At 41.1% G+C, this 26,547-nt stretch carries 28 protein-coding genes; 15 read left to right on the forward strand and 13 right to left on the reverse strand.

The features are described from left to right. Positions 1–2: 2 nt before the first annotated feature. Together ACULLH_RS03615 and ACULLH_RS03620 are read left to right on the forward strand one after the other, a co-directional pair. Positions 3–2,177, forward strand: a complete 2,175-nt coding sequence (locus tag ACULLH_RS03615) for a TonB-dependent receptor (protein WP_454087360.1) — start codon at positions 3–5, stop codon at positions 2,175–2,177. Positions 2,178–2,222: 45 nt separating this feature from the next. Continuing rightward, on the forward strand, positions 2,223–3,227 hold the full coding sequence (locus ACULLH_RS03620; RefSeq protein ID WP_454087361.1) for a Gfo/Idh/MocA family protein: 1,005 nt from the start codon (positions 2,223–2,225) through the stop codon (positions 3,225–3,227). On the opposite strand, the gene ACULLH_RS03625 is transcribed toward ACULLH_RS03620, so the two are convergent. After that, positions 3,228–3,671 (reverse strand): hypothetical protein, encoded by a 444-nt coding sequence (locus ACULLH_RS03625; RefSeq protein ID WP_454087362.1) that lies wholly within the window; start codon positions 3,669–3,671, stop codon positions 3,228–3,230. Positions 3,672–3,857: 186 nt separating this feature from the next. Between ACULLH_RS03625 and greA the strand changes: the two genes are divergently transcribed. Together greA and ACULLH_RS03635 are read left to right on the forward strand one after the other, a co-directional pair. Then, a complete protein-coding gene (gene greA / locus ACULLH_RS03630) occupies positions 3,858–4,334 on the forward strand; it encodes a transcription elongation factor GreA (protein WP_454087363.1) in 477 nt (158 codons plus the stop codon). 75 nt (positions 4,335–4,409) lie between these two features. Further along, positions 4,410–4,799 (forward strand): HIT family protein, encoded by a 390-nt coding sequence (locus ACULLH_RS03635; RefSeq protein WP_454087364.1) that lies wholly within the window; start codon positions 4,410–4,412, stop codon positions 4,797–4,799. Here the strand turns inward: ACULLH_RS03635 and ACULLH_RS03640 are convergent. Together ACULLH_RS03640 and ACULLH_RS03645 are read right to left on the reverse strand one after the other, a co-directional pair. Beyond that, a complete protein-coding gene (locus ACULLH_RS03640) occupies positions 4,796–5,146 on the reverse strand; it encodes a hypothetical protein (RefSeq protein WP_454087365.1) in 351 nt (116 codons plus the stop codon). The genes ACULLH_RS03635 and ACULLH_RS03640 overlap by 4 nt on opposite strands. 4 nt (positions 5,147–5,150) lie before the next feature. Continuing rightward, complete coding sequence (locus ACULLH_RS03645) at positions 5,151–6,299, reverse strand: sensor histidine kinase (protein WP_454087366.1); 1,149 nt, start codon at positions 6,297–6,299, stop codon at positions 5,151–5,153. Between the two features lie 123 nt (positions 6,300–6,422). Between ACULLH_RS03645 and ACULLH_RS03650 the strand changes: the two genes are divergently transcribed. Genes ACULLH_RS03650 through aat form a run of 3 tightly spaced genes read left to right on the forward strand, consistent with a single transcriptional unit; the run spans position 6,423 to position 8,876 of the window. After that, the gene (locus tag ACULLH_RS03650; RefSeq protein ID WP_454087367.1) at positions 6,423–6,800 is read left to right on the forward strand and encodes a DUF3127 domain-containing protein; all 378 of its coding nucleotides are present in this window, start codon (positions 6,423–6,425) and stop codon (positions 6,798–6,800) included. Between the two features lie 6 nt (positions 6,801–6,806). Continuing rightward, positions 6,807–8,183, forward strand: coding sequence for a short-chain fatty acid transporter (locus ACULLH_RS03655; protein WP_454087368.1), 1,377 nt, complete (start codon positions 6,807–6,809; stop codon positions 8,181–8,183). Positions 8,184–8,216: 33 nt separating this feature from the next. After that, positions 8,217–8,876 carry a leucyl/phenylalanyl-tRNA--protein transferase gene (gene aat / locus ACULLH_RS03660; RefSeq protein WP_454087369.1) on the forward strand — a complete coding sequence of 220 codons (660 nt, stop codon included), beginning with the start codon at positions 8,217–8,219 and terminating at the stop codon, positions 8,874–8,876. Between the two features lie 5 nt (positions 8,877–8,881). Here the strand turns inward: aat and ACULLH_RS03665 are convergent, their stop codons facing one another. The 4 genes from ACULLH_RS03665 to ACULLH_RS03680 form a co-directional block, all read right to left on the reverse strand. Beyond that, positions 8,882–9,445, reverse strand: coding sequence for a DNA-3-methyladenine glycosylase I (locus ACULLH_RS03665; RefSeq protein ID WP_454087370.1), 564 nt, complete (start codon positions 9,443–9,445; stop codon positions 8,882–8,884). 93 nt (positions 9,446–9,538) lie between these two features. Continuing rightward, positions 9,539–9,853 (reverse strand): hypothetical protein, encoded by a 315-nt coding sequence (locus ACULLH_RS03670; protein WP_454087371.1) that lies wholly within the window; start codon positions 9,851–9,853, stop codon positions 9,539–9,541. An 80-nt stretch (positions 9,854–9,933) separates the two neighbouring features. Further along, complete coding sequence (locus tag ACULLH_RS03675; protein WP_454087372.1) at positions 9,934–10,317, reverse strand: hypothetical protein; 384 nt, start codon at positions 10,315–10,317, stop codon at positions 9,934–9,936. Positions 10,318–10,345: 28 nt separating this feature from the next. Further along, a complete protein-coding gene (locus ACULLH_RS03680) occupies positions 10,346–10,708 on the reverse strand; it encodes a hypothetical protein (RefSeq protein WP_454087373.1) in 363 nt (120 codons plus the stop codon). Positions 10,709–10,842: 134 nt separating this feature from the next. Here ACULLH_RS03680 and ACULLH_RS03685 point away from each other — a divergent pair, with 134 nt between their 5' ends. The 6 genes from ACULLH_RS03685 (at position 10,843) to ACULLH_RS03710 (ending at position 17,605) form a co-directional block, all read left to right on the forward strand. Beyond that, entirely contained in the window at positions 10,843–11,517 is a 675-nt protein-coding gene (locus tag ACULLH_RS03685) for a TetR/AcrR family transcriptional regulator (RefSeq protein ID WP_454087374.1), read from the forward strand. A 6-nt stretch (positions 11,518–11,523) separates the two neighbouring features. Further along, on the forward strand, positions 11,524–13,191 hold the full coding sequence (locus ACULLH_RS03690; RefSeq protein WP_454087375.1) for a peptidase domain-containing ABC transporter: 1,668 nt from the start codon (positions 11,524–11,526) through the stop codon (positions 13,189–13,191). 4 nt (positions 13,192–13,195) lie between these two features. Further along, a complete protein-coding gene (locus tag ACULLH_RS03695; RefSeq protein WP_454087376.1) occupies positions 13,196–14,548 on the forward strand; it encodes an HlyD family secretion protein in 1,353 nt (450 codons plus the stop codon). Next, a complete protein-coding gene (locus ACULLH_RS03700; protein ID WP_454087377.1) occupies positions 14,532–15,941 on the forward strand; it encodes a TolC family protein in 1,410 nt (469 codons plus the stop codon). Before ACULLH_RS03695 ends, ACULLH_RS03700 begins: the two co-directional genes overlap by 17 nt. 93 nt (positions 15,942–16,034) lie before the next feature. After that, the gene (locus tag ACULLH_RS03705; protein WP_454087949.1) at positions 16,035–16,865 is read left to right on the forward strand and encodes a YitT family protein; all 831 of its coding nucleotides are present in this window, start codon (positions 16,035–16,037) and stop codon (positions 16,863–16,865) included. Positions 16,866–16,972: 107 nt separating this feature from the next. After that, the gene (locus ACULLH_RS03710; protein WP_454087378.1) at positions 16,973–17,605 is read left to right on the forward strand and encodes a thioredoxin family protein; all 633 of its coding nucleotides are present in this window, start codon (positions 16,973–16,975) and stop codon (positions 17,603–17,605) included. On the opposite strand, the gene ACULLH_RS03715 is transcribed toward ACULLH_RS03710, so the two are convergent. From ACULLH_RS03715 to ACULLH_RS03740, 6 genes are all read right to left on the reverse strand, one after another. Then, positions 17,588–18,307, reverse strand: coding sequence for a hypothetical protein (locus ACULLH_RS03715; RefSeq protein WP_454087379.1), 720 nt, complete (start codon positions 18,305–18,307; stop codon positions 17,588–17,590). The genes ACULLH_RS03710 and ACULLH_RS03715 overlap by 18 nt on opposite strands. A gap of 80 nt (positions 18,308–18,387) precedes the next feature. Further along, entirely contained in the window at positions 18,388–19,086 is a 699-nt protein-coding gene (gene truB / locus ACULLH_RS03720) for a tRNA pseudouridine(55) synthase TruB (protein WP_454087380.1), read from the reverse strand. A gap of 36 nt (positions 19,087–19,122) precedes the next feature. Next, the gene (locus ACULLH_RS03725; RefSeq protein WP_454087381.1) at positions 19,123–19,917 is read right to left on the reverse strand and encodes an undecaprenyl-diphosphate phosphatase; all 795 of its coding nucleotides are present in this window, start codon (positions 19,915–19,917) and stop codon (positions 19,123–19,125) included. Between the two features lie 2 nt (positions 19,918–19,919). Then, positions 19,920–20,183 carry a DUF3098 domain-containing protein gene (locus ACULLH_RS03730; protein WP_454087382.1) on the reverse strand — a complete coding sequence of 88 codons (264 nt, stop codon included), beginning with the start codon at positions 20,181–20,183 and terminating at the stop codon, positions 19,920–19,922. A gap of 9 nt (positions 20,184–20,192) precedes the next feature. After that, positions 20,193–21,071 carry a cell division protein FtsX gene (locus tag ACULLH_RS03735; RefSeq protein WP_454087383.1) on the reverse strand — a complete coding sequence of 293 codons (879 nt, stop codon included), beginning with the start codon at positions 21,069–21,071 and terminating at the stop codon, positions 20,193–20,195. 63 nt (positions 21,072–21,134) lie between these two features. Beyond that, on the reverse strand, positions 21,135–23,006 hold the full coding sequence (locus ACULLH_RS03740) for a T9SS type B sorting domain-containing protein (RefSeq protein ID WP_454087384.1): 1,872 nt from the start codon (positions 23,004–23,006) through the stop codon (positions 21,135–21,137). Positions 23,007–23,105: 99 nt separating this feature from the next. On the opposite strand from ACULLH_RS03740, the gene leuS reads away from it, so the two are divergent. Both leuS and ACULLH_RS03750 read left to right on the forward strand, forming a co-directional pair. Further along, positions 23,106–25,982, forward strand: a complete 2,877-nt coding sequence (gene leuS, locus ACULLH_RS03745; RefSeq protein WP_454087385.1) for a leucine--tRNA ligase — start codon at positions 23,106–23,108, stop codon at positions 25,980–25,982. Between the two features lie 283 nt (positions 25,983–26,265). Continuing rightward, positions 26,266–26,517 (forward strand): SemiSWEET family sugar transporter, encoded by a 252-nt coding sequence (locus ACULLH_RS03750; RefSeq protein WP_454087386.1) that lies wholly within the window; start codon positions 26,266–26,268, stop codon positions 26,515–26,517. The last annotated feature ends 30 nt before the right edge of the window (positions 26,518–26,547 follow it).

Below are 26,547 nucleotides of genomic sequence, written 5' to 3' on the forward strand. Positions count from 1 at the left end.
GGATGAAGACAACTTTATTCACAACTTTGGCCCTTGTCGGGCTGGCACTGGTGGGCAGTGCACAACAATCACCAACAGACTCCCTCGAGGGTAAAAAAATTGTACTTGACGAAGTTTTGGTGCAAGCGATTCGGGTAACCAAAGAGTTTCCCATCACATTTTCCAATTTGGATAAGGAAGAAATTGCTCCCAGAAATTTGGGACAGGATATTCCTATTCTGATGAATTTTTTACCAGCTGTGGTCACTACGTCGGATGCTGGAGCCGGAATCGGTTATACCGGAATTCGCGTTCGGGGTAGCGACGCAACTAGGGTAAACGTGACCATTAATGGTATTCCGTACAACGATGCCGAATCACAAGGGACATTTTGGGTCAATATGCCCGACTTTGCTTCTTCGACCGAAAGTTTACAGCTTCAGCGTGGTGTGGGAACATCAACAAATGGGGCAGGTGCTTTTGGCGCTAGCTTGAACCTTTTAACGGATGCTTTCTCCGAAGATGCTTATGCCAGAATTTCCTCTTCCGTCGGAAGTTTTAACACGCTCAGAAACAACATCAAATTTAGTACGGGCCTGCTCAACAATAATCTTGAAATTTCAGGGAGATTGTCCCGCGTCACTTCAGATGGTTACATCGATAGGGCGAGCTCCGAGCTGGAGAGTTATTTTTTGCAAGGCGCTTATAAAGATGATAACACGCTGGTAAAAGCTTTGCTTTTTGGCGGACATGAGATTACTTATCAATCTTGGTTTGGGATTGATGCTGAAACCTTGCGGACCAATAGAACTTTTAATCCTGCTGGGGCTTATACCGATGAAAATGGGAATGCCCTTTTTTATGAAAGGGAGGAAGACAATTATAAGCAAGACCATTTTCAATTGCATTGGAATGAGACAATCAACTCCGCTTGGAGCGCCAACATAGCCTTGCATTATACCCGTGGAAGAGGGTATTTTGAGCAATTCCGGGAAGATGACGACTTCGATACCTATGGTTTTGATGCAATAACGGTAGACTGGGAAACCGTCAATACCACCGATTTGATTCGAAGAAGGTGGTTGGACAATGATTTTTACGGAACGGTGGTTTCCCTTAACCATAAAAGAGAAAACCTGGATGTGATATTAGGAGGAGGATACAACATATACAAAGGAGACCATTTTGGAGAGGTAATATGGGCGCGTTTTGCCACAGACAGCAATATTCGTGATCGTTACTATGATGATAATTCCACAAAGACAGATTTCAATATATATGCAAAGGCCAACTATAAATTGGATGATAAATGGTCGGTTTTTGGTGATTTGCAATATCGAGGAGTGGGCTACGAAGCCAATGGAGAGGATACAGGATTGGTTGATGATACATTTGATTTTTTCAACCCAAAAGCGGGAATCACTTTTGATTTGAATCCCAATAACAACTTCTATTTTTCATATGCAGTTGCCAATAGGGAACCCAACAGAAACGATTATGAAAATGGTAATCCAAGACCAGAGCGTTTAAATGATTTTGAATTGGGATGGCGTTATGTTTCCCCAACCTTTCAGTTGAATGCCAATGTGTATTACATGAGTTATAAGGATCAATTGGTACTTACAGGTGAATTGAATGATGTTGGTGCGCCATTGAGAGCTAATGTGGGAGATAGCTATCGATTGGGATTGGAGCTTGATGCGAACATACAGTTGGGCGATAAATTTGCAATTCGACCCAATGTGGCGTTGAGTGATAACAGAAATCAAGACTTTTTCTTTCAGCGAGACGGAACACTTCAAAACTTGGGCAATACAAACATTGCCTATTCGCCGAACTTGGTGGCAGGAAACATCCTTTCGTTTTTGCCCTCGAAGGATTTTCAGGTTTCGTTGTTGTCCAAATTTGTGGGCAAACAATACATGGGAAATATCGATTCGGAGAATTCGGTGCTTGAAAGTTATTCCCAAACCGATCTAAACCTTCAATATGTTGTTGAAACCAATTCCTTTGTAAAGAGTATTGTGTTCTCAGGCTTGGTGAACAATATTTTTGATCAGGACATTGTTTCCAATGGGTATTTCTTCACTTTTGATGACGATTTTTCAAATCCTGGGACCATTACAACTGTGGAGGGAGCTGGATTTTATCCCCAAGCAGGTATCAACTTTCTGTTGGGAGCTACAATTAATTTTTAGGTAGAAATATGACCTTTTTTGAGGGATTCTGTACTTTTATAAACCATGACAGAATCCCTCAATTTTTTTGATAAAACCCCGATTCGATGGGGAGTAATCGGTTGTGGAAGCGTTACCGAGATAAAAAGCGTTCCTGCCTACCAAATGACACCTGGGTTTGAGGTGAATATGGTAATGCGAAGAGATGGTGAGAAGGCCAAAGACTACGCCCAAAGACACAATGTGCCACAATGGACCACCAGTGCAGCGGAAGTCATTGAACATCCAGAAATTGATGCCATCTACATCGCAACCCCTCCGGATTCACACAAGTTTTACGCACTTCAGGTAGCTGCGGCAGGCAAACCTTGCTGTATAGAAAAGCCCATGACCCCAAACTTTCAGGATAGCTTAACGGTCCATGAGGCTTTCAAGTCCAAAGGGTTGCCACTTTTTATAGCCTATTACAGAAGGTCTTTGCCCAGGTTCAACATGATCAAGGAATGGTTGGATGAGGGACAAATAGGCAAGGTGCGACATATCCACTGGCAAAAGACAAAACCCCCTTCCGAATTAGATCTTAGCGATACATACAATTGGAGAACTGATAAAGCGGTAGCGCCTGGAGGTTATTTTGATGATTTGGCAAGTCATGGCTTGGACTTGTTTACCTATTTGCTAGGTGACATAAAGAAGGCGAGCGGAATGGCCATAAATCAACAAAGCCTATATTCAGCTTATGATGCTATCACGGCATCTTGGATTCATGAAAATGGAGTTACTGGAGAGGGAAATTGGAATTTTGGGACCTACCATCGAGTGGATAAGGTTGAAATTTTAGGTTCCGAAGGAAAAATTACCTTCTCGGTATTGGACGATGGCCCTATTGCATTGGAAAATGGTAAAGGGCATCAGATTTTGGATATTCCACATCCCAAACATGTCCAACAATTTCATGTGGAAAACATTAAAAATCAGTTATTGGGAGAAACACCGCACCCTTCACAGGGAATATCAGGTTTGCACACCAGCTGGGTCATGGACTGTATCCTTGGAAATCCATTAAAATGATCAATTGAAGATGGTTACGGTGTTTCCGCTTTGAGTAGCCCTATAAAAAAGCAGGTCATAATAGCGATTTCCATCATTGGGCCTATCCAACTGCTGACCCGTAAAAAGGCTATAGGTGTAATCTTCGCATGGACATACGGCATTTTGTCCATCTATGGTCATGGTAGAGCAACTGTTTGGAGCGTGGTTCGGGCAACTTGCTTCCCAAGCCACATATTGTGCGCCGCTCAGACCTGCTCGCATAACAAAAACACCTCGCGTACCTACACCTGTATTGCCAATATAAACTGGATTTCCAATATTGTTCAGGTTATTGTAGAGCGGTAAGTTCAGGTTCACTTCGAATCTGAAATTGACTTCTTGAAGAAAGGGATTGCGATTGGTGCTATCTGAAGAACAGGCTAGTAAAAAAAATAACAAAATATACCCTCCGAGTTGCCTCATAGTTTGAATTTGAAAGCTTTACAAGGACAAATTTGAGCAAAAATTGTCTATATTTGCGTTAAATCCTCGCAAAAAAACTGTGCCGTGCATAGTGATCGTTGAGGATTTTTTCTATTTGGACAAAACGCATTGGGAAAGCTTCATGGGTTTTCCTGCATGTCCTTTTTTGTATTTAAAAATGACGATATGAGCAAGGTATCTTACTATACTGCGGAAGGATTAAAAAACCTTAGGGAAGAGTTGAACCAGTTAAAGGATGTTGAACGACCCAAGGCCTCACAGGCCATAGCCGAGGCTAGGGATAAGGGAGATTTATCGGAGAATGCCGAATATGATGCGGCCAAAGAGGCGCAAGGTCTTTTGGAAATGAAAATATCCAAACTAGAGGAAACTTTGGCGAATGCCAGATTGATAGATGAATCACAGCTTGATACGTCAAAAGTATTGGTATTATCAACCGTCAAACTGAAAAATCGGGCCAATGGTATGGAGATGAAGTACACCTTGGTTGCTGAAAGCGAAGCGGACCTAAAGGCGGGTAAAATTTCGGTAACCTCGCCCATAGGTAAGGGATTATTGGGAAAATCAGTTGGCGAAGTGGCCGAAATCCAAGTCCCGAATGGAACGTTAAAGTTTGATATTTTGGAAATCACACGAGAATAAGGGTCACAAAATCGCTATATTTAATCCTGTCACTTGACGGGATTTTTTTATTTAACCAAACCAACTAACCCTAATATGCCTAGTATATTCACCAAAATCATCAATGGAGATATTCCCTGTTATAAAATTGCAGAGGATGAGGATAATTTTGCCTTTTTGGATATCAATCCGAATGCAAAAGGACATACCCTATGTGTTCCCAAAAAAGAAGTGGACAAAATTATGGATTTGGACGAAGCTTCCTATATGAGGCTCATGGCGTTTTCAAGAAAGGTGGGCAAGGCAATCGAGTCTGCAATTTCATGCAATAGGGTAGGAATGTCGGTCATAGGACTCGAAGTTCCTCACGTGCACGTTCATCTTATTCCGCTAAATAGCATGAAAAACGCAACTTTTCAGCATAAGGAAAACATGACGCCTGAAGAATTTGGGAAAACGGCCGAACAGATAAGGGCCTTTCTCTAAACAAGACCTTCCAAATACATATAAACAAAGGCTGCTACCGCACTGATTAAAAGAATCAACAGTATAAAAAATAAAGTGGTGAACCGCACTGAGGGCCTGTCAGGGGTGACCAACTTGTTGTAATAATCAAATACTCGCTCAATATCCGGGGTCCAGTTGACGGGATAGATGATCGAATAGCACTTTCTACACTTTATTTCATGAACGACCTCACCTGTTGTCCTATGGAAAAAGGGATTATAAGTGTGCTTTTGGTAAAAAGAGAGCTTTAAGTCCTGATTGAAACATTCAGGGCAATTGTTGGTAATCTCGGCTTCTTTGATTGCAATTCGTTTTTCCTTAGCCATAACTTTAAGTATTTGCTTTTAAGGAAATTTGCATGATTGTTCCTTCTTTACTTGACGAAAGTACTTTAATTTTTCCTTTATGATACTCTTCAATAATTCTTTTAACAAGTGAAAGTCCTAACCCCCAACCCCTTTTTTTAGAGGTCACTCCAGGGTTGAAAATGTTTTGGAAATCACTTTTTGGGATACCTCTACCAGTATCCGAGACCAAAATATTGACGTTTTGCCCCTTTTTTTCAATTTGAATGGCGATGTTGCCCTTGCCTTTCATTGCATCAATGCCATTTTTGACCAAATTCTCGATGCTCCAGTTGTACAACGGAGGATTAAGAAGTACAGGTAACTTTTCTATTTCTGAACTAAATGAAAAGTGGACGAGCTTAGAGCTCCTTCGTTTTAAATACTGATAGGCCTTTTCGGTTTCTTCAACAATATCATATTCCCCAAGATTGGGAATGGATCCTATTTTTGAAAAACGTTCGGTTATGGTCTGTAGTCGCCTAATGTCTTTTTCAATTTCCTTGGTAATATCTTGTTTGATGTTCTCCGATTTCAATAACTCGTTCCATCCTAGGAGAGAGGTCAATGGCGTTCCTATTTGATGCGCTGTTTCCTTGGCCATTCCTGCCCAGAGCTTATTTTGTTCAGAGGCTTTATTGATTCGGAAGAAAAAGAAAATTACCGCCCCAAAAAGACATATAATGAGCAATAGGGCCAAAGGGTAGTATTTTAACTTGTTCAATACTTCTGAATTCCCATAATAAAGGGTTTCCAAAAGCTCACCCTCCTGAATAATATGGATGGGCTCATTTTCACTGGAAAACTGCCGTATTTTTTTCTGTATGTAAACACTGTCCGAAGCTTTTTCTGTCGGAATGTTATGGGTTTTTATGGTTCCCTCCTCGTTGACCAAGATCATGGGGGTTGAGGTATTGTTTCCCATAACCTTTAAGGTCAAATTCCCCAATTCTTGATCTACCGAAGATTGGATGAGCTCTAACTGGGCGGTTGCCCATATCTCCATTTTCAAGCGTTCCTCCTCTTTGAACTTCTTAAAAAAGCTGTTGGTGTTCCAAAGGATAAGGCTTACAATTACAAAAGCGGAAATCAGCAATATGATATTGGAAGCTTTCTTTTTGGGGTTGAAGTTCATTTTTGGGTGAATTGATTTTAAAGATAACGGAAAAAGTAAAAATTTGTTGATAGTTCTTTATTCGATATTTTATTAAGGGTGTTCATTTTATGTACATTTGATGCCTATTGAAAAGTAAAATACATGGAAGTTCAAGGAAGAATTAAAATGATTGATGAGACCAAAACCTACGGCAACAATGGTTTCAGAAAAAGAGAATTGGTGGTTACTACAGAGGAGCAATATCCTCAACATATATTGGTGGAATTTGTACAGGACAAATGTGATCTGTTGAATTCGTACAATGTGGGCCAAATGGTCAAGGTGAGCATCAATCTTAGAGGTAGGGAGTGGGTCAACCCGCAGGGAGAGACCAAATACTTTAATTCTATCCAAGGATGGCGCATTGAAAATTTGGAAGCGGCACAAGGCACCGATGAGATGCCACCTGTACCTCCAATGGAAGCCTTTGAACCGGCTGATGACCTCAATGAAGAGGACCATGACGATCTACCATTCTAATACATTTTGGGCCTTACTAAGGTTATAGAAAGAATCTTCAGAAGGTATTTGCCTTCTCCTTTTACAATTGCGGTCCTATTAACCGTTCTGACAATTGTTTTGGCCCTCGTTTTTACCGAAAACAATTCAGGGAAAAATCATTTTGTAACCATTCTGTCCTATTGGGAAAATGGGATCTGGAACAATGGGCTCTTGGTATTTGCCTATCAAATGATGCTCATTTTGGTATTGGGGCATGTTTTGGTGTTGAGCAAGCCCATGGAGCGATTGATTCTTGCCATTACCAAGTCTGTTAAGAATACCTCCAATGCTGCTGTATTGGTTGCCTTGTCTACCATGCTGGTCTCTTTTTTCAATTGGGGGCTTGGGTTGATATTCGGAGCAATTTTGGCAAGAAAGGTCGGCGAATATGCGCAAGCAAACAATATCCCTATCAATTACCCATTGATTGGCGCTTCAGGCTATGCGGGATTGATGATTTGGCATGGGGGTATAAGCGGATCTGCTCCAATCAAAGTTGCAGAAGCGGGTCATTTAAAAGAATTGGTCAGTGGAATTTCCAATATGGAATTGGCCAATCAATTACCTGAAACTATTTCCACTTCACTTACGGTATTTAGCAGCTGGAACCTTGCACTGTTCGTTTTGGTTGTGCTAGCTGTTAGTGTAATGGCCTATTACTTGGGAAAAAAGACGTCTCCCCAGAAATTGGAACTGATAGAATACAGATTCCAATCCATTGATAAGAAGGATTTGAAGGGTGCCGAAAAATTGGATTATTCCAAAATTGCGGCCACGATTTTCGGAGGTCTTTTGCTATTGACTTTTTTATTCCAATATCTACCGGCGCTACGCTCGCTTAACATTACACCAAATATGCTCAACTTTTTTATGTTGGGGTTGGCTATTGTGCTTCATGGAAGCTTTAAAAGTTTTTTGATGGCAGTTGAGGAAGCTATTGGCGACACCGCTGGAATCTTAATTCAGTTCCCGCTTTACTTCGGAATTATGGGAATCATGTCCAGTAGCGGGATGATTACGGGCATTTCCGATTTCTTTGCATCGATTAGCAACGCAACTACGCTGCCCATATTTACTTTTTTTAGTGCGGGGTTGGTCAATATTTTTGTGCCAAGTGGGGGCGGCCAGTGGGCCATTCAAGGACCATTGGTGCTCGAATCCTCACTGCAATTGGGAGTTCCATTGCCCAAAGCCATTATGGCCCTGGCATACGGAGATCAAATTACAAATATGTTACAACCTTTCTGGGCCTTACCGCTTCTGGGAATCACCAAGCTTAAGGCCAAGGAAATACTGCCTTATACCCTAATTTTTATGTTGGTGGGTAGTGTTATCTATATTGCAGGACTTCTGATATTTTAGTTGGTTTTACGTAATTTTATGTAAAACTGCGTTGTGAAAAAGAATCAGAAAAAATTTCCATTGTTCTTTTTGGGAGATCGATTGGAGTTTCCACCGGTGGAAGCTTCAAATGAAGATGGTCTTTTGGCAGTTGGCGGTGATTTATCCCCTGAACGCTTATTACTTGCCTATAAAAATGGAATCTTTCCATGGTTTAATGAAGATGCCCTGATTTTATGGTGGAGCCCTGACCCCAGAATGGTTCTTTACCCGGAAGAAATTAAGGTGTCCAAAAGTATGCGCAAGATCTTGCGAAGTAAGCAGTTTAGGCTTACACAAAACACTTGTTTTGAACAAGTACTGGATAATTGTTCAACGGTAGAGCGCAAAAATCAAGAAGGAACTTGGATAACACCAAAGATGAAGTCGGCCTATATGGAGCTGTTCAAAAGGGGATTGGCAAAATCATATGAGGTTTGGATCGATGGAAAACTGGTAGGCGGACTTTATGGGGTGGATTTGGGACACGTATTTTGTGGTGAAAGCATGTTCAGTCTAGTTCCCAATGCTTCAAAATATGCCTTTATTAAAATGGTGGGAGAATTACATGCAAAAGGATACGAACTCATAGATTGCCAAGTGCATACCGATCATTTGGAAAGTTTGGGAGCTCGACATATAGCAAGAGAGAAGTTCTTAAAGATATTGATATAACAAATCTACACCTCATCATATCTAAAACAACTTGTTTCATGGTCATTGACCATTCCGGTAGCTTGCATAAAAGCATACACCACTGTACTTCCTACAAATTTGAATCCACGTTTTTTTAGATCCTTGCTGATTTTGTCCGAAAGCGGTGTGGTCGCAGGCCCTTCTTTATAGTTTTTTAATGAATTCTTGATGGGTTTGTGTCCAACAAACGCCCAAATGTACTTGCTAAAACTTCCAAACTCTTTTTGCACCTTCATAAAGGCCTCGGCATTGGAAATGGTGGCATGAACTTTTAATTTATTTCGAATAATACCTGCATCGCTAAGCAACTCATCAATTTTGGACTGTTCGTACTGCTGAATCTTTAAATAGTCAAAATTGTCAAAGGCTTTTCTAAAGTTCTCGCGCTTCTTCAACACGGTGATCCAACTGAGCCCGGCCTGAAAAGTTTCCAATACCAAAAACTCAAAAAGAGATGCATCGTCTTTTACAGGTGTGCCCCATTCTTCATCATGGTAAGCTTCGTAAAGCGAATCTCCCTCACACCAACCACAGCGATGTTTTGCCATATTATATGGTTTTTCGCTAAAGATAAGGCAAAAACGATCTTTGGAGAATCATTTCACTTGACCAAAACCTATGATTTGGACATTTTTTCATGACTATACTTTTTGGGTCTCGTTCTTCACTTTTTGGGCTTCCTGTTCGCCCATATAAATTATAGGGATGGCATAGATGGATGAGATGGCCCCGGGAAATTTCGATTTTAAGAGGATGTCAATTTTGTGGAAAAGCAAAGCTTTGGTCGTTCCGAACAACAAAGTTTGATCACCATCGCTTTTGGAGCTTTCCCCTGGTCCCATGGTCGAAAGATTTTTATTGATGGACGCTGTGGACAAAAGTTTTTCATCCAAGAGAACATTAGCAATCTCATGGGCTTCGGTAACAGAATTACAGCAAATATGAATCATCACCATAATAGCGGATTTTATCCCATACGGTCCTATTCACATAAGCATTATGCTGCTTAGTGCGCTATAGGAATATGGAAACATTCTTATCTGACTACAGCTCCTTTTCCACCGTTTGACGGAATTTTTAATTCTCCTGAGGCCACAGCTTGGTTAAAGTTGGCCGTCATTGTTTTGTAGAATCTAAAAAATTTGGTGCCGTCAGACTTCTTAAAAGTTATTTGCGGTGTTTTTCCGTACGAAATATCGGTAATGACCACCTTTGTGTCTTCCAAAGCCTTTACATTGGGAATAGCCCCACGTTTAATGATAAAGTTCTTTCTAGGCACCAATACATGTGCATAAGAAGCCCCAGAAGGCTCGCCAAGAGTAAGTTGATCACCAATTTGTACAAGATCTACATAGTTTTCCTGGGCATGCATGCTACATACCGAGAAAAATACAGCTAAAAGGAAATAAATCTGTTTCATTTGTTAGGTTTTAGAATTATGCTTTTGTTCAAATCCGTTTCCTGTCCGGATGAGTATCCTTTACCAAGATAGCTTTTATTGTGGGTTTATACCCATAAAAACTTCGGCCATCTTCCCTTCGTAGCACAACCTGAATACTTCCATCCGAAAGCGTTTCCATATGATCTATCATCACAATGTGGCCATGGAAATTCAGCGTAAGCCCGAAACCTGAAGAGGTTTTCAGCGAATTTTCGACCATTACCACATTGGAATATGGTATTTCCAAGAGCATTCCAGATTCAAAATCCCCTCTACTCTCCACAAAGTGTTCAAATTTCAAGTGATAACGCTCTTGCTGGGCGTTTGCGCTCAAGACGACCAAAAACAATAACAGTAAAATTTTTTTCATAGCAATTCATTTTCCCAACATAAAAATAGGTATAATCGCGAAATGAAAAGTATTACTTTTGTTAAAAGATAGTTAAACTATTAATTATTAATAGCAATACTATTATTTTTGATGTCAAATAAAAAAAGGAGCTCATGGAAAGACTTATGCAATCCATTCGAATAGGAATCAATGAGAAGATTTATATAAAGGAACCTGAATCATCTGATTTAGGAAAAAGAATAGTGGAGCAAAGCATACTCATGATAGATGAGATGGGTTTTGAAAACTTTACCTTTAGGAAGCTTGGGGACCGCATCAAGTCCAACGAAAGTTCCATCTATCGCTATTTTGAAAATAAGCACAAACTTTTGCTTTATCTAGCTTCATGGTATTGGGGTTGGTTGGAGTACAAAATGGTGTTTGCCACCAACGCCATTGTTGATCCCAGTGAAAAACTGCACAAGGCAATTGAAATACTTACACAGACTGTTCAACAGGATGTGTCATTCTCACATGTCAACGAGGTGCTTTTGAACAAAATAGTGATCAATGAATATTCCAAATCATACCTTACTAAGGAAGTAGACCAAGAAAACAAGGAGGGTTACTTTGAAATATACAAAAGGCTGGTTAATCGCTTACATGATATGATTGTAGCGATGGATAGAGCATATCCTTATCCTTCTAGTTTGGCCAGTACTATTTTGGAAGGCTCTTTACACCAATATTTTTTAAAAGAGCATTTTCCGATGCTTACGGACTGTGATGACAAGACAACACCTACCCAATATTTTATCGACTTGGTTTTCCGAACTTTAAAACCTTAAGAACAAATGGCTGAAAAAGTCTTGACCGCATGGCAGCGCCTAATGGGGCTGCTTGCACTGGATAAAAAAGATATCCTCCAAATTTTTTACTATGCAATATTTGCCGGATTGGTGAACCTCTCCCTTCCATTGGGGATACAGGCCATCATCAATCTCATTCAAGGGGCACAGGTAAGTACCTCCTGGATCGTTTTGGTAATTCTTGTGACACTTGGCGTGGCTTTCTCTGGGACGCTACAGTTAATGCAGATGCGTATTATCGAAAATGTACAGCAGAAGATTTTTACGCGATCTTCCTTCGAATTTGCCTATCGGTTCCCTAAAATACGGATGCATGAACTGCGAAACTATTATCCGCCAGAGTTGGCAAACCGATTTTTCGATACATTGACGGTTCAAAAGGGACTTTCAAAAATTCTGATTGACTTTCCAGCTTCATTTCTGCAAGTAGTTTTTGGACTTTTGTTGCTTTCGTTCTATCACCCCTTCTTCATATTATATGGACTTCTATTGGTATTTCTGATCTATGTGGTATTCAAATTCACTGCTCAAAAAGGATTGGAAACGAGCTTGGACGAATCTAAGAATAAGTACAAAGTCGCTCACTGGATTCAAGAGATTGCAAGATCTCTGATAAGCTTTAAACTATCTGGGAAAACAACACATGCCCTGGACAAAAATGATACGCTGGTGGCAGATTATTTGGATGCAAGGGAAGGTCATTTCAAGATTTTGGTGGTCCAATTCATTCAAATGATTGGTTTTAAGGTGTTGGTTACGGCCGGACTGCTTTTAATAGGAGGATTATTGGTATTGAACCAACAAATGAACATTGGTCAATTTGTGGCCGCGGAAATTATCATAATCCTTGTAATCAGTTCCGTAGAAAAAATGATATTGGGTCTTGAGACCTTTTATGACCTATTGACTTCTTTGGAAAAACTAGGTCAGGTTGTGGATAAGGAATTGGAGCCCCAGGATGGCGAGAAGCCTTTTGGCAAGGACGAAGGATTTACGGTGGAACTGAGTGATATTTCTTACAACGTTCCAGAAAGGGACAAGAAAATAATCGATGATGTTTCCCTGACTATTACTCCATCATGTTCTATTCTTTTACAAGGTTCCAGTGGGTCTGGAAAATCAACGCTCTTGAGGCTGATTGCCGGTATTTTGGAGCCAGACGAAGGGAAGATTTTTGTCAATGATGTTGCAATCCAGGGAATGAACCTGAATTATTATCGTTCGCATTTGGGACAATCACTCAGTGAAGAAACGCCATTTGAAGGAACACTTTTGAACAATATCACCTTTGGTGATAAGTCAATTGCTTTGGAAAATGTGTATTGGGCCCTCGAAAATACAGGGCTTACCCAATTTGTGAAGGAGCAGCCCCAGGGATTGAAAACTGTGCTATATCCAGAGGGACGTCAGATACCTTATGCCATTTCCAAAAAAATTGTTCTGGCCCGAAGTATTGTAAGCAAACCAAAACTACTGATTCTTAAAGACCCCCTTGATCAATTCGGCGAGGTGGAAGCGGAAAGAATTATGAACTTTTTGACCAGTCCGGAGAATGGATGGGCCTTGGTAATTGTTAGCGAAAATCCCAAATGGATACAGCGCTGTGGACGCATTATAACCATGGAAAACGGAAAAATAATAAACGAAAGATAACGCCATGCTTAATATATCCCCTAATAAACTCAACCAAAAAGTTGATTTAACCATTTACAAAGCAGGCCAAAAGGTGTTTAATCCGAGGCATAATAAGCATTTTAATAGGCTATTGACTATCTTCTCGGCAATTACACTTATTGTTATGTTTTTGCCCTGGACCCAGACCATCTCGGGTAAAGGTTACCTGACCACACTTAGACCGGACCAACGCCCCCAGACCATTCAATCGCCCTTACCCGGACGTATTGAAAAATGGTATGTTAAAGAAGGTGATTTTGTGCAAAAGGGAGATACGATCCTGCATATATCCGAAATCAAAAGTGAATATTTCGACCCCAACCTGGTTGCTCGTACCGGTAAGCAAATTGAAGCCAAAACCATGGCCGTCAATTCCTATCAGGAGAAAGTAAAGGCATTGAATCTTCAAGTGGGAGCCCTAACCGATGAGCGTCTGCTGAAATTGAAGCAGGCCGAAAACAAATTGATTCAATCCAAACTGAAAGTTCAGAGTGATAGTATCGACCTGGAAGCTGCAAAAACCAATATTTCCATTGCAGATCGGCAGTATAATCGAACATTGCAGTTGCAGGGAGAAGGACTTAAGGCCATAACGGATGTGGAAGGCAAAAAACTTAAGCTCCAAGAGACCCAGGCCAAATTGATTTCACAGGAAAATAAACTTTTGGCCAGCAAAAACGATGTTATCAATGCACAGGTCGAGATAAGCAGGATCAAAGCTGAGTATACGGATAAAATTTCAAAGGCAAGAAGCGATATGCTCACTGCCCAATCCAATCAATTTGATTCAGAAGCCCAAGTTACGAAGCTCGAGAATGCATATACCAACTATGAAATGCGGAACAGTCTGATGTACATTCGGGCACCGCAAAGTGGTTTTATTAATAAAGCCATTCAGTCTGGTATAGGGGAAACCTTTAAAGAAGGTGACCGCTTGGTGGGAATAATGCCCGCAAAATATGATATGGCGGTTGAAACCTTTGTTGAACCCATAGATTTGCCTTTGTTGCATATCGGCGAAAAGGTAAGGATTCAGTTCGATGGCTGGCCAGCTATAGTCTTTAATGGCTGGCCCAATGTCTCTTTCGGGACTTTTGGCGGTGAGGTGGTGGCCATTGAAACATTTATTAGTGACAATGGAAAGTATCGGGTGCTCTTGGCTCCAGATAAAAATGATGCACCCTGGCCTGAAGCAATACGGGTGGGCTCCGGAGCCAATACAATCGCCTTGCTCAACGATGTGCCAATCTGGTTCGAGCTTTGGAGAAAATTGAATGGCTTCCCTCCAGATTATTATCAACCTCAAAATACCGTGGCCGATGCCAAGAAAAAATAGAAAATTATTGTTGGTCATTTTTGTTCTTGTGGGATTGAGCGTCTATGGCCAAAATGATTCCTTAGTCTTGGGGTTTAAGGAATATCTAGGGTATGTTAAAAAATACCACCCTACTGCTAAGCAGGCTAATCTGACCTTGGCAATTGGGCAAGCCAATTTAATGAAGGCGAGAGGAGGTTTTGACCCAAAAATCGAAGTGGATTACGACCGAAAGGAATTCAAGGGAACCGAATATTGGGATAGATTGAACACTACCTTTAAGATTCCGACCTGGTTTGGGATTGAACTGAAAGGAAACTTTGAGCAAAATCAAGGGGATTTTATAAATAGCGCTGAAACAGTTCCATCGAATGGTCTTTACAGCGCAGGGGTTTCCATGTCATTGGGACAGGGTTTCTGGATCAACGAGCGCATGGCGGCCTTACGACAAGCCAAATTTTTTAGGGAACAGTCCCGGGCAGATCAGGATATTTTGGTTAACAAGGTACTATATGAAGCTTCCCTTGCTTATTTTGATTGGTTGAGAGCCTATCAGGACACTAAAATCTTTGCTGATTTTCTAAGAAACGCCAACATCCGTTTCCAAGGCATAAAGCAAAGTGCAATAGCTGGGGATATAGCGGCAATTGACACTGTGGAGACGAAAATCACGGTTCAGAATCGCGCTTTGAGCCTAGAGCAGGCAAAGGTGAAGTTGATGAAAAAATCTTTGGAGCTGTCTAACTTTTTATGGATCAATGATGTGCCCGTAGAATTACAACCTGGTGTAGTTCCGGATATCCAAGTTGAAACGGATATTGATGCCACTTTGGAAATTATGGAAAAACCCTTGGATAGTTTTGTGTTGGAGAACCATCCAAAAATAAGGTCTCTGCAATACAAGGTGGATGGACTTGTGGTAAATAAGCGCTTAAAAGGGAACAAATTATTGCCTAAATTGGATGTGGAATACAACTTTTTGACCGAGAGTCCCGAGCTTATCAATTCTTTTGTGACTGAGGAGTTCAAGGGTGGACTTACATTCCGATTTCCACTATTTTTAAGAAAGGAACGTGGAGATTTGAAACTGGCCAAGTTCAAATTGAGGGATGCAGAGTTTGAAAGGGACAATGCCCAAGTGGAGATTCAAAATAAGGTAATTGGCATCTATCGGGAACTGGATTCCTATACCACCCAAAATGGGTTGATTGCCAATATTGTGCAAGATTATGAAACTCTTTTGACTGCGGAAGAGCGGAAATTCAGTTTTGGTGAAAGCTCTGTCTTTTTGATCAATTCCCGAGAAGGGAAGCTCATTGACGCTAACCTAAAGCAAAATGAGGTACAGAATAAATTTTTCCATGCCAAGGCAATGTTGTTTAAAACCTTGGCCATTAACCCAGAAATACTTTAGATTATGAGAGCGGAGATCAAAACATGGAAGATATACAGGCGATTACTGAAGACACCACGGACACAGATTACCCTGAAGTCCTTTTTGAGGGATATGTTTTTCATAATTGTTGGTATTTTCTCTGCAGCTTTTGGTCTTGAAAGTTTTTTATTACCCAATACATTTATTGATGGTGGTGCTACCGGGATTTCTCTTTTGATTTCTGAAATTACCGCTGTTCCCTTATGGATACTCATTGTTTTGGTGAACATTCCTTTTTTGATATTGGGTTATCGAGTGATTGGTAGGACCTTTACCATAAAGGCCATTGCAGCAATTTTAGGTTTGGCATTGACACTTGCCCTAGTTGAGTTTCCCGAAGTGACCCAGGATAAATTATTGGTGGCGGTTTTTGGGGGATTTTTTCTGGGGGCCGGAATAGGACTGTCAATTCGGGGAGGTAGTGTCTTGGATGGCACTGAGGTCTTGGCCATATTTTTAAGTAGAAAAATGTCGGTGAAGATTGGTGATGTCATCATTCTTATCAATATTATAATCTTTTTAGCTGCAGCTTATCTGCTTTCGGTTGAAACTGCACTTTATTCCATGCTGACCTATCTGGCGGCATCCAAAACTTTGGATTTTGTGGTGGAAGGTATCGAGGAATATACGGGGGTAACCATTATTTCATTAAAAAGTGAAGAAATCCGGCAAGTAATTACCGAAAAGCTGGGAAGGGGGCTTACAGTGTATAAGGCCACTGGTGGTTATGGCAAGCAGGGGATGCGAAATGAGTATGATGTGATTTACACGGTGATCACCCGATTGGAAATAAGAAAACTCAATATTGAAGTCAGTAAGATTGACCCCTCAGCGTTTGTGGTCATGAGCAGTATCAACGATACAAAAGGAGGTATGGTCAAAAAAAGATTCCTGAAGGCCTAAATTTTCACAATAATTTCTTGATTGTAAGGTATGTCCAAAGAAACCTACCAATGACGGAAGTCACGTTTTAGAAGATTTATGCAGTTTAACTTTGGAGAAAATTTGACATGCAAGTAGCAGAAAGAAACATATCAGAAAAGCAATTGGAATATATTCAGAAGGGCATTGCTAAAGGAATGTCTTATCAAGAGTATCGCGATTTGGTAAGTGATTTGGCCAAGAACCGGCAAACGACCGGTGAAGAGCAATTGGAATCGTTGATCAATTATACCGAACTCAATGACAGAAGGATGAAACGATGGGATAAAACCTTAGAAATTCCTACTATCATTCTAGAAAAAATCGCCAAGATAGACACCAAAATTACGTTTTTGGTCTTGAGTGAGAGTTGGTGTGGAGATGCCTCTCCTAGCCTTCCGGTACTTAATAAGATTACCGAGTTAAATCCCAATATTGACTTTAAAATAGTATTGCGGGATGAAAATTTGGAGTTGATGGACGAATTCTTGACCAATGGTTCCCGTTCAATCCCTAAACTAATCATTTTTGATGACCAAAGCGAAGAAGTGGTTGGCGAATGGGGGCCAAGACCTAGTATTGCCACTCAAATGGTAGAGGATCACAAAAAAGAACACGGTCATTTGGATGCGCAATTCAAACAAGATTTACAAGTTTGGTACAATAAGGATAAAGGGCAGAATATTGTAAAAGACCTCGCCGAACTACTTACTTTGAAATAGGTAGGTGATGGTCCCTATCTGGGAATTTTTGGAATCTGGGTTAAACCTTGCTTTGTACGCATAAGCAATGGCATTATCTACCAAACAACCGTTGCTTGTACCTGAACTACTATCGTTAAATGTGGCTTCGGTTACATATCCACTTGAATCCACTTTTATGTTGATGACAACCTTGCCGCCCTCAATACAGGTATAAATGGGAGGGGGGAGTGAATACGCATTTCTGTCAAGTAAAGAATAGGAAATAGAGGTTCGCTTATCCTTCAAGTTGTTGGTAAATTCTTCCTTTTGGGCTTCACGTTCACTAAGTTGTTGTTTTTTCTCCTCACGCTTTGCGGCCAATTCCTTGAGGTGTTCCGCGAACGCACCATCAGCTTCGGAAGGTTCACCGGCATCGCTGTTCAATGCTCGCTCTTCCATGAGTTCTTCCAACGTCTTTAAAGGCTCGGGACTTTTTACAGAAGGTTTTGCAGTTTCATTAAAAGCCATATGGCTCTTAATGGGGTCATTGTTCATCAATTCTTCCAACCTTTTTTCCTCTTCTTTCAGCAATTCTTCGATGTCCTCGTCCGCCAGACTCATTTCAATAACATATTCTTCTTCCTGCATGCCCCCTAAATGAATGTTGAACAACAACAAGACAATTATGGACATGGAGAAAAAAGTTATTAAAAATGATAACTGGTTTCTGTTTAGATTCATGGTCCTATTATAACCTTTTTTTTGCAAAATTATTTTACCCAATATTCAGGTCCAAGCCCATTTTTCAAGAAGAATCGGTACTAATCGGACTGTAAATTTTCCTTGAAAGTAAGCGGACTTACAGCATTACTTACGTTGAAATCACCTATTTTGGTTCTTCTGAGAGCAGATAAATGAGCCCCTGACCCTAGCGCTTGACCAAAATCGTGGGCCAATGAACGAATATATGTCCCCTTGCTACAGACCACTCTGAAATCAACTTTGGGCATGCTTATTTGAGTAATCTCGAACTCAAATATTTGGATGGTTCTGGGCTTTACCTCAAATTTTTTGCCTTCCCTTGCCAATTCGTACATACGCTTGCCATCTTTTTTTAAGGCAGAGAACACAGGAGGTACTTGTTCAATTTCCCCTAAAAACTGTTGGGGTGTATCTTGGATAAGCTCCTTCGTAATATGGTCAACAGGAAAGGATTGGTCAACTTCGGTTTCCAAGTCATAGGAAGGGGTGGTAGCACCCAAGGTGAAAGTTCCGGTATATTCTTTGACTTGCCCTTGAAGTTCTGGAATTTTCTTGGTGAACTTTCCAGTACAGATAATCAGTAATCCGGTGGCCAATGGATCCAATGTGCCTGCATGGCCGATTTTTATCTTTTTAAGGTCGAACTTTTTGCGGATGGCCCATTTGAGTGCATTTACCGCTTGAAATGAGGACCACTCCAAAGGTTTATCTATCAAGAGGATTTGTCCGTTTAGAAAGTCGTCCTTGGTTTTTAACAAATCTGCAGGTTTTGAGGTAAAGGTACTAACATAAGATTACCCCCAAATACTCCAAGCAATGGCGATAAGACCAATAATTACGCAGTAAATGGCGAAATAGGTAAGCTTACTTTGACGCACCAGTTTGATCATCCAAGTACAAGCCGCCAGTCCAGCGATAAAAGCGGCTATAAAACCTACTCCCATGGCTACAGCTTGATCGCCCACAAAATTGATGTCACCACTTAAGAGGTCCTTGGCCACTTTACCAATGATCAATGGAACCACCATTAAGAAAGAAAACCGAGCAGATTTGGATTTGTCCACACCCAATAGTACAGCAGCCGAAATAGTGGCGCCACTACGCGATATACCCGGTAATATGGCTACAGCTTGAGCCATACCGATCACGAATGCACTACGATACGATACACCTTTATCTGTAGTTTTGGCCAAGTCGGCCAAATACAAAAGGAATCCTGTGATCAGCAACATGATACCTACAATTATGATGGCGCCATCAAAAAAGACTTCCAAAAAATCTTCCAAAAAGAAGCCGACGAGAGCCGCCGGAATCATAGAAATGACAATTTTTAGCGAAAACTGGGTTTCTTCGTTCCATTTGAATTGAAACAATCCTTTGATGATATCCCAAACATCTTTCCGAAAGACAACAATGGTACTCAAAGCCGTTGCAAAATGCAAGACAACGGTGAATAACAAACTTTCTTCAGGAAGTGCCTCTGCCCCGAGAATAGCTTTTCCCAATTCTAAATGTCCACTTGATGATACGGGTAAAAATTCCGTGAGTCCTTGAATAATGCCAAGGATAATGGCGTCAATAATATCCAAAGTTATTTCTTGTTTTTGTTAGGGTTCAACAAAATGGCATAAACCTGAATGCCAAGACCGATGAGCACCAAAGTGGGAGCTAAACGGATTCTTCTAAAATGATAGATATCCGGATTAAAGACGTTGGGGTCATCACTTCCACCTCCACTCATCAAAATAAACCCTAAAGCAATTAATGCCAGACCAATAAAAAGGAAAATGTAATTTTTCTTTTGGAATATAAACGCTTTGGCTGGCTTTTGGACGTTCTTATTTTTCTTACTCATGCTGTAAAGTTAATAATAAAGATCATCTGTCCTTAAATTCAGGAAACGTTGGGTTGCAATATGCGTGCTCAACCATGAAATCAAAACGCCAAGGCCAAAAATCCCGGCGAACAGGATTATGAGAACCAGCACATCTTGAAAGATGTTCAACTCGGGGAAATTGGTATTCACATAGTAGAGCACAATTCCCAATGCAAGTAGTGCGATCAAGGCGCCTAACATACCAAGTTTAATATTGGTCCAAACAAAAGGTTTTCGAATAAATTTTTTGGTGGCCCCGACCATTTGCATGGTTTTGATTATAAATCGTTTGGAATAGATTGAAAGTCTTATCGAACTATTGATGAGCAAAACGGCTATTAAAGTAAAAGCAGCGCTAGCCACCAAAATCCAGAGACTGATTTTTTTGACATTGTCGTTCAACAAAGAAATCAAGGGCTTGTCATAGCTCACCTCATCCACATAGGTTTTGGCCGCGAGCTCTTCGGCAATTTCGGCAATCTGTGTTGTGGATACATAGTCAGCTTTCAAATTGACATCAATGGAATTCTTAAGGGGATTATATCCCAAAAACTCAATGAAATTCTCTCCAATATCTTCACTGTACTGCTCCGCAGCGTCTTCTTTTGAAACAAAATCCGCCGATTTGGTATAATCGGCCATGGCCAAGCTTTTTTGCAATTGTTCTATCTCAACGGGCTTGGCATTGTCCTTTAAAAAAACGGAAACGGTGATTTGTTCCTTAAAGTGATCGGCCAATTTTTTGGTATTCAATACCAACAGCCCCAATACCCCCAACAAAAAAAGAACAAGGGCAATACTTAAGACTACGGAGAAATAGGAAGAAATAAGCCTTCTTCGTTGGTATCGTTCAATATATTGGGCCATAGAACTAAATGAGTGTGTAAAAATAGAAAAGTATGCTTTAACAACCGTATAATTCTTATGCAATTAGCGCTTTAACGCAAAGTGGCCTTTATATAGATTGTCACCAATTTTAACGGTGTACCAATAATCTGAAGCAGGTAATGGTTTATTATTGAAGGTGCCATCCCAAGAATAGTCCTTACTTGTGGACTGGGCAATAAGTCTAGAGGTACGGTCGAAAATACTGATCTCAAAATCTTCAAATACCGTAATGCCTTCTGGGGCGAAGTAGTCGTTGAACCCATCTCCATTGGGAGTAAAGAACTTGGGAAGGACCAAATGGACAAAAGGAAACTGAACTATGCCGCAATTACTTTTTTCCCGAACATGAGCTGTGTAAATTCCTCCGGTCAGATTTTCAAAGATGGGATTGTCTTGATACGTAAATCCATTCAGGGAATATTCAAAATCTCCTGTGTTTTGAAGAACAATGGTCAAATCCCGATGATTGGAAACCACACCTTCAACTCGGGGTTTGTCAATTTGAGTAACCTCAATGGTCTTGGTTGCCATGCAGCCATTAACGTTAGTAACTACCACTGTATATGTGCCTGGTAATTCTATGGAAATATCAGCTGTATTTTCTGAGGTGCTCCATAAATATGTGGCGTTTGGGAAGTTTGCAGAAAGTACCAAAGATTCGCCCTCACATAAAATCAGATTTTCATCTTCCAAAACAGGCAGGTCATTATAAGCAATTGAAACAGCAGTTCTTGTATCTGAATAACAACCAGCAATTTCTGTGACGGCCTCGGCGTAATAAGTACCGCTAATTGTTGTCGCGTAAAATAGGTTATCGGCCTCCAAAAGATTTCCACCTGTTGGGGCGTCATACCAATCTACAGTAATACCACTCGGGACTGCTGCAGAGACTCCACCAGGTGAATCAGCACACCTGACAACATCTCCATTAGATGTGGGAGCTTGTGGCTTCCCTTCAATAACAACCTGGAAGACATCAGATACTGTATTGCATTTAGGGTTAGCAAGATTCACAGCATCCTCCGCCACCTTTACTCGATAAAAAGTGTCCCCATATATTAACGGAGAGGAGTAGGTTTGGTTAGTTGCCCCAGCAATATCTGCCCAATTTATGCCATCTGTGCTTTCCTGCCATTGATAAGTGTGACTGCTATAGACTGAAAAATCAGGATTTGCCATTAAGTCCACCGTAGTAGGGGAATTCTCTTGACACACCCCATATAATCTTGTATTATTGAAGGCATCTGTCAAAGTAATTCTGTCCCCACAGGTCTTAAAAACGATATCATCTATGGCCAGATCATTACCACAACCTCCAGCACCATTGTTTATCATTTTAAGGATGACTGACGTTTGGCTCGGCAATGTCTGAAAAACCAGGGCATACTGTTCCCAAACTGGACGGTTCTTGTCAAAAATATTTCCAGTATCCCCTGATGCAAGCAAATTCGAGTCTGTATTGTCCCAAATCTCGAACTTCACATTTACAGGGATACCATTACCATCGCATCCTGATACAGGGTGGAGGTTAATTAACCAAGAAGAAAATTCGTAGGAGGTGTTCTCGCAGAGACCATCTATTGTTCTCCTAAAAAATTCTCCGGCAGTAAAACTTGCATTCACTATAAACGCCTTTCCATCCACATCTCCAGGGGTATGATCTTCGGTATCGAACCAATCGTAATAAGCAGTGTAGCTAGAAATGGTGTAGCTTCCATCCATTGGCAAACCATTAGAATAGGTATACGTTGTGGTACCGGGAGGCAAGGCAGGACCATTGGTGGTTCCGGTGCCAAAAGTTTCAGTGAATATGGCGTCACCTGAATTTCCTCCACAGAAGCCAAGTTGGGCATCTGCCTGATGGACAATTATGCAAAAAACAAGGATTGAAAATAGTCGAGTAAATTTTTGCAATTGTGCTAAAGTTTAGGGCTTTACAGGACAGCGCATTTTATCTTTTCCGCTTTGCGCTATTAAACCTATTTTTGCCAAATCAACGGAGTAAGATATAAAATGAATTACAATTTTCGGGAAATAGAGGTCAAATGGCAGAAGTATTGGGCAGATAACCAAACATTCAAGGCCCACAATGGTTCGGACAAGCCAAAATATTATGTATTGGATATGTTTCCTTACCCATCCGGTGCTGGATTACATGTTGGGCACCCGCTTGGATATATTGCCAGTGATATTTATGCCCGTTACAAAAGACACAAGGGATTCAATGTACTACACCCCATGGGGTATGATTCCTTTGGATTGCCTGCCGAGCAATATGCTATACAAACCGGACAGCATCCTGCAATTACTACAGAAACCAACATCAAGCGCTATCGAGAGCAGCTTGATCGATTGGGATTTTCATTTGATTGGAGCAGGGAAGTGCGGACCTCAAATCCAAAATATTATAAATGGACACAATGGGTGTTCATTCAACTCTTCAACGCCTGGTACAACAAAGCATCGGGTAAGGCCGAGAACATTTCAAGCTTGATTTCCATTTTTGAGAAAGAAGGTAACACAACTGTGAATGCTGTTTGTGATGACGATACACCAACATTTTCTGCTGAAGATTGGGGAAGTTTTTCCAGTAAGACCCAGCAAGAAATGCTTTTAAAGTATCGATTGACCTATTTGGCGGATGCAGAAGTGAACTGGTGCCCGGCATTGGGTACTGTTCTGGCCAATGATGAGGTGGTCAACGGAGTTTCGGAGCGGGGAGGACATCCGGTGATCCGGAAGAAAATGACACAGTGGATGATGCGTATCACGGCTTATGCCCAACGCTTGTTGGACGGATTGGACACTATTGATTGGCCTCAACCTTTAAAAGATTCCCAAACCAACTGGATTGGACGTTCTGAAGGGGCCTCTGTAACATTTAATGTCATTGATAATTTGGACGCTGAGCGTAGTCGAAGCGACCAAAATGTGATTTCGACTGCGCGCAATCACCCATATCAAATTGAAGTATTCACCACTCGTCCCGACACCATTTTTGGGGTGAGCTTTATGACCTTGGCCCCAGAGCATGAACTTGTGGCCAAAATCACAACACCAGAACAACAAGAAGCCGTTGATGCCTACGTAGAAGCTACCGCTAAGCGTTCTGAACGTGACCGAATGGCTGATGTAAAGACAATTTCAGGAGTGTTTACCGGAGGTTATGCGGAACATCCTTTCACCAAGGAACCTATTCCAATCTGGATTGGGGATTACGTTTTGGCAAGTTACGGGACAGGAGCTGTTATGGCCGTTCCTTGCGGTGACCAGCGTGACTACGATTTTGCAAAACACTTCAACATTCCAATTCCAAACATTTTTGAAGGAGTGGATATTTCCGAAGAGGCATTTGCGGACAAGGCCACAACGATTATTGGCAACTCCGACTTTTTAAACGGCCTTTCCTATAAAGACGCAACAAAAAAGGTCATTGCCGAGTTGGAAAAGATTGGTCAGGGTGAAGGTAAGATCAATTATCGTCTTCGGGATGCCGTTTTTAGTCGACAACGATACTGGGGAGAACCTTTCCCTGTCTATTATGTGGATGGAATGCCCCAAATGATAGCGGATAAGCATTTGCCTTTGGAATTGCCTGAAGTGGAGAAATACCTTCCCACGGAAACGGGGGAACCACCATTGGGCAATGCTACGCAATGGGCTTGGGATTCGGAACAATGCACAGTGGTCAATAATCAATTGAGCAATAACGAAACGGTTTTTCCACTGGAATTGAATACCATGCCAGGCTGGGCTGGGAGCTCCCAGTACTTTAACCGCTATATGGACCCTCAGAACAATGAAGCTATCTATTCCCAAGAAGCGATTGACTATTGGCAGGATGTAGACTTATATATTGGAGGTAGTGAACATGCTACGGGGCATCTATTGTACTCGCGTTTTTGGCAAAAGTTTTTGTTCGATATGGGCATTGCTCCTAAAGAAGAATTTGCCAAAAAACTGATCAACCAAGGTATGATTACGGGAACCAGTGCAATTGTCTACAGGATATCGGGGACCAACAAATATGTTTCCTTTGGTTTAAAAAAGGATTACGAAGTGGAAGAATTGAGGGTTGATGTCAATTTGGTAAATACTTCTGATGAAATTAATATAGAAGGTTTAAGAAAGTGGCAACCTGAATATAAAGAAGCTGAGTTCGTTCTGGAAGATGGAAAATACATTGTAGGCCGGGAAGTGGAGAAAATGTCCAAAAGATGGTTCAACGTGGTCAACCCTGATGCCATTTGTGAAGAGTATGGGGCAGATTCATTACGTTTGTATGAAATGTTCTTAGGGCCGTTGGAACAATCCAAACCTTGGAACACGGCTGGGATAACCGGGGTGCATTCTTTCCTTAAAAAATTATGGAAACTCTATTCCCCCTTTATAGATGGTTCGCTGAGCGAAGTCGAAGCGGAACCCACTGCCGAAAACCTAAAAACCTTGCACAAGACGATCAAAAAGGTGGAAGAGGATATTGAGAATTTTTCATTTAACACCTCTGTCTCAACTTTTATGATCTGCGTAAACGAATTAACGGCCCAAAAATGCACCAGCAGAGCCATTTTGGAACCATTAGCTATTTTGGTATCACCATATGCGCCTCATATTGCTGAGGAGTTATGGGAGAAACTAGGACATTCCCAATCTATTTCTGAAGCTTCGTTCCCTAAGTTTGAGGAGAAATATTTGGTGGAGAGTAGCAAGGAATATCCGATTTCCTTTAATGGAAAAATGCGTTTCAAACTGGAGTTGCCTTTGGATATGGGCAAAGAAGATATTGAAGCTACTGTCATGGCACATGAAAAAACGCAGGCACAGTTACAGGGGAGAACACCTAAAAAAGTGATTGTAGTTCCCGGCAAGATTGTTAACATTGTGGGATAAATGGTGTTGAGTGTAATGATACGTATTATCACAAGTGTCATTTAATAATTTTTGGAATTAGCTCCTTCCCTTTTTAAGGGAAGGTGGATTCTGACCAATGGTCAGAAGACGGAAGGGATGATTGGGGGTGAATTCCAATTTGACACGAATTGCACAAATTGCTCGAATGAGTTTGTTGATAAATGCCATTGTCCCCTTGAGAGCCTGTACTGAGCGCAGTCGAAGTGGGACATTAGGGGTGTGTCTTTTGTGCGCAATAATATGTTGTAATTAACCATATGATATGGACACTACTGAAATCATCGGTCTTTTAGCGGCTACGCTTACCACTGTTGCTTTTGTGCCCCAAGTTTTTAAAGCTTGGAAAAATAAGTCAGCCAAAGATGTTTCCCTATCCATGTATCTTGTCATGCTCACGGGGGTTGCACTATGGTTTTATTACGGCATGTCCATCGGAAGTCTTCCCGTGATTTTGGCCAATGCGGTTACGGGAGTATTGATTGTTTTTGTCATTGTTCTCAAATTAAAATATTGATGACTTGAGTATAAGCCGACTAGCAAAATG

It is taken from the genome of Flagellimonas sp. 2504JD4-2 (genome assembly GCF_053642935.1).

Coding starts and splice junctions, on each gene's coding strand:
- ACULLH_RS03615 (WP_454087360.1), top strand. CDS start 3: ATGAAGACAACTTTATTCACAACTTTGGCCCTTGTCGGGCTGGCACTG.
- ACULLH_RS03620 (WP_454087361.1), top strand. CDS start 2,223: ATGACAGAATCCCTCAATTTTTTTGATAAAACCCCGATTCGATGGGGA.
- ACULLH_RS03625 (WP_454087362.1), bottom strand. CDS start 3,671: ATGAGGCAACTCGGAGGGTATATTTTGTTATTTTTTTTACTAGCCTGT.
- greA (WP_454087363.1), top strand. CDS start 3,858: ATGAGCAAGGTATCTTACTATACTGCGGAAGGATTAAAAAACCTTAGG.
- ACULLH_RS03635 (WP_454087364.1), top strand. CDS start 4,410: ATGCCTAGTATATTCACCAAAATCATCAATGGAGATATTCCCTGTTAT.
- ACULLH_RS03640 (WP_454087365.1), bottom strand. CDS start 5,146: ATGGCTAAGGAAAAACGAATTGCAATCAAAGAAGCCGAGATTACCAAC.
- ACULLH_RS03645 (WP_454087366.1), bottom strand. CDS start 6,299: ATGAACTTCAACCCCAAAAAGAAAGCTTCCAATATCATATTGCTGATT.
- ACULLH_RS03650 (WP_454087367.1), top strand. CDS start 6,423: ATGGAAGTTCAAGGAAGAATTAAAATGATTGATGAGACCAAAACCTAC.
- ACULLH_RS03665 (WP_454087370.1), bottom strand. CDS start 9,445: ATGGCAAAACATCGCTGTGGTTGGTGTGAGGGAGATTCGCTTTACGAA.
- ACULLH_RS03670 (WP_454087371.1), bottom strand. CDS start 9,853: ATGGTGATGATTCATATTTGCTGTAATTCTGTTACCGAAGCCCATGAG.
- ACULLH_RS03675 (WP_454087372.1), bottom strand. CDS start 10,317: ATGAAACAGATTTATTTCCTTTTAGCTGTATTTTTCTCGGTATGTAGC.
- ACULLH_RS03680 (WP_454087373.1), bottom strand. CDS start 10,708: ATGAAAAAAATTTTACTGTTATTGTTTTTGGTCGTCTTGAGCGCAAAC.
- ACULLH_RS03685 (WP_454087374.1), top strand. CDS start 10,843: ATGGAAAGACTTATGCAATCCATTCGAATAGGAATCAATGAGAAGATT.
- ACULLH_RS03690 (WP_454087375.1), top strand. CDS start 11,524: ATGGCTGAAAAAGTCTTGACCGCATGGCAGCGCCTAATGGGGCTGCTT.
- ACULLH_RS03695 (WP_454087376.1), top strand. CDS start 13,196: ATGCTTAATATATCCCCTAATAAACTCAACCAAAAAGTTGATTTAACC.
- ACULLH_RS03700 (WP_454087377.1), top strand. CDS start 14,532: ATGCCAAGAAAAAATAGAAAATTATTGTTGGTCATTTTTGTTCTTGTG.
- ACULLH_RS03705 (WP_454087949.1), top strand. CDS start 16,035: ATGTTTTTCATAATTGTTGGTATTTTCTCTGCAGCTTTTGGTCTTGAA.
- ACULLH_RS03710 (WP_454087378.1), top strand. CDS start 16,973: ATGCAAGTAGCAGAAAGAAACATATCAGAAAAGCAATTGGAATATATT.
- ACULLH_RS03715 (WP_454087379.1), bottom strand. CDS start 18,307: ATGAATCTAAACAGAAACCAGTTATCATTTTTAATAACTTTTTTCTCC.
- ACULLH_RS03730 (WP_454087382.1), bottom strand. CDS start 20,183: ATGAGTAAGAAAAATAAGAACGTCCAAAAGCCAGCCAAAGCGTTTATA.
- ACULLH_RS03735 (WP_454087383.1), bottom strand. CDS start 21,071: ATGGCCCAATATATTGAACGATACCAACGAAGAAGGCTTATTTCTTCC.
- leuS (WP_454087385.1), top strand. CDS start 23,106: ATGAATTACAATTTTCGGGAAATAGAGGTCAAATGGCAGAAGTATTGG.
- ACULLH_RS03750 (WP_454087386.1), top strand. CDS start 26,266: ATGGACACTACTGAAATCATCGGTCTTTTAGCGGCTACGCTTACCACT.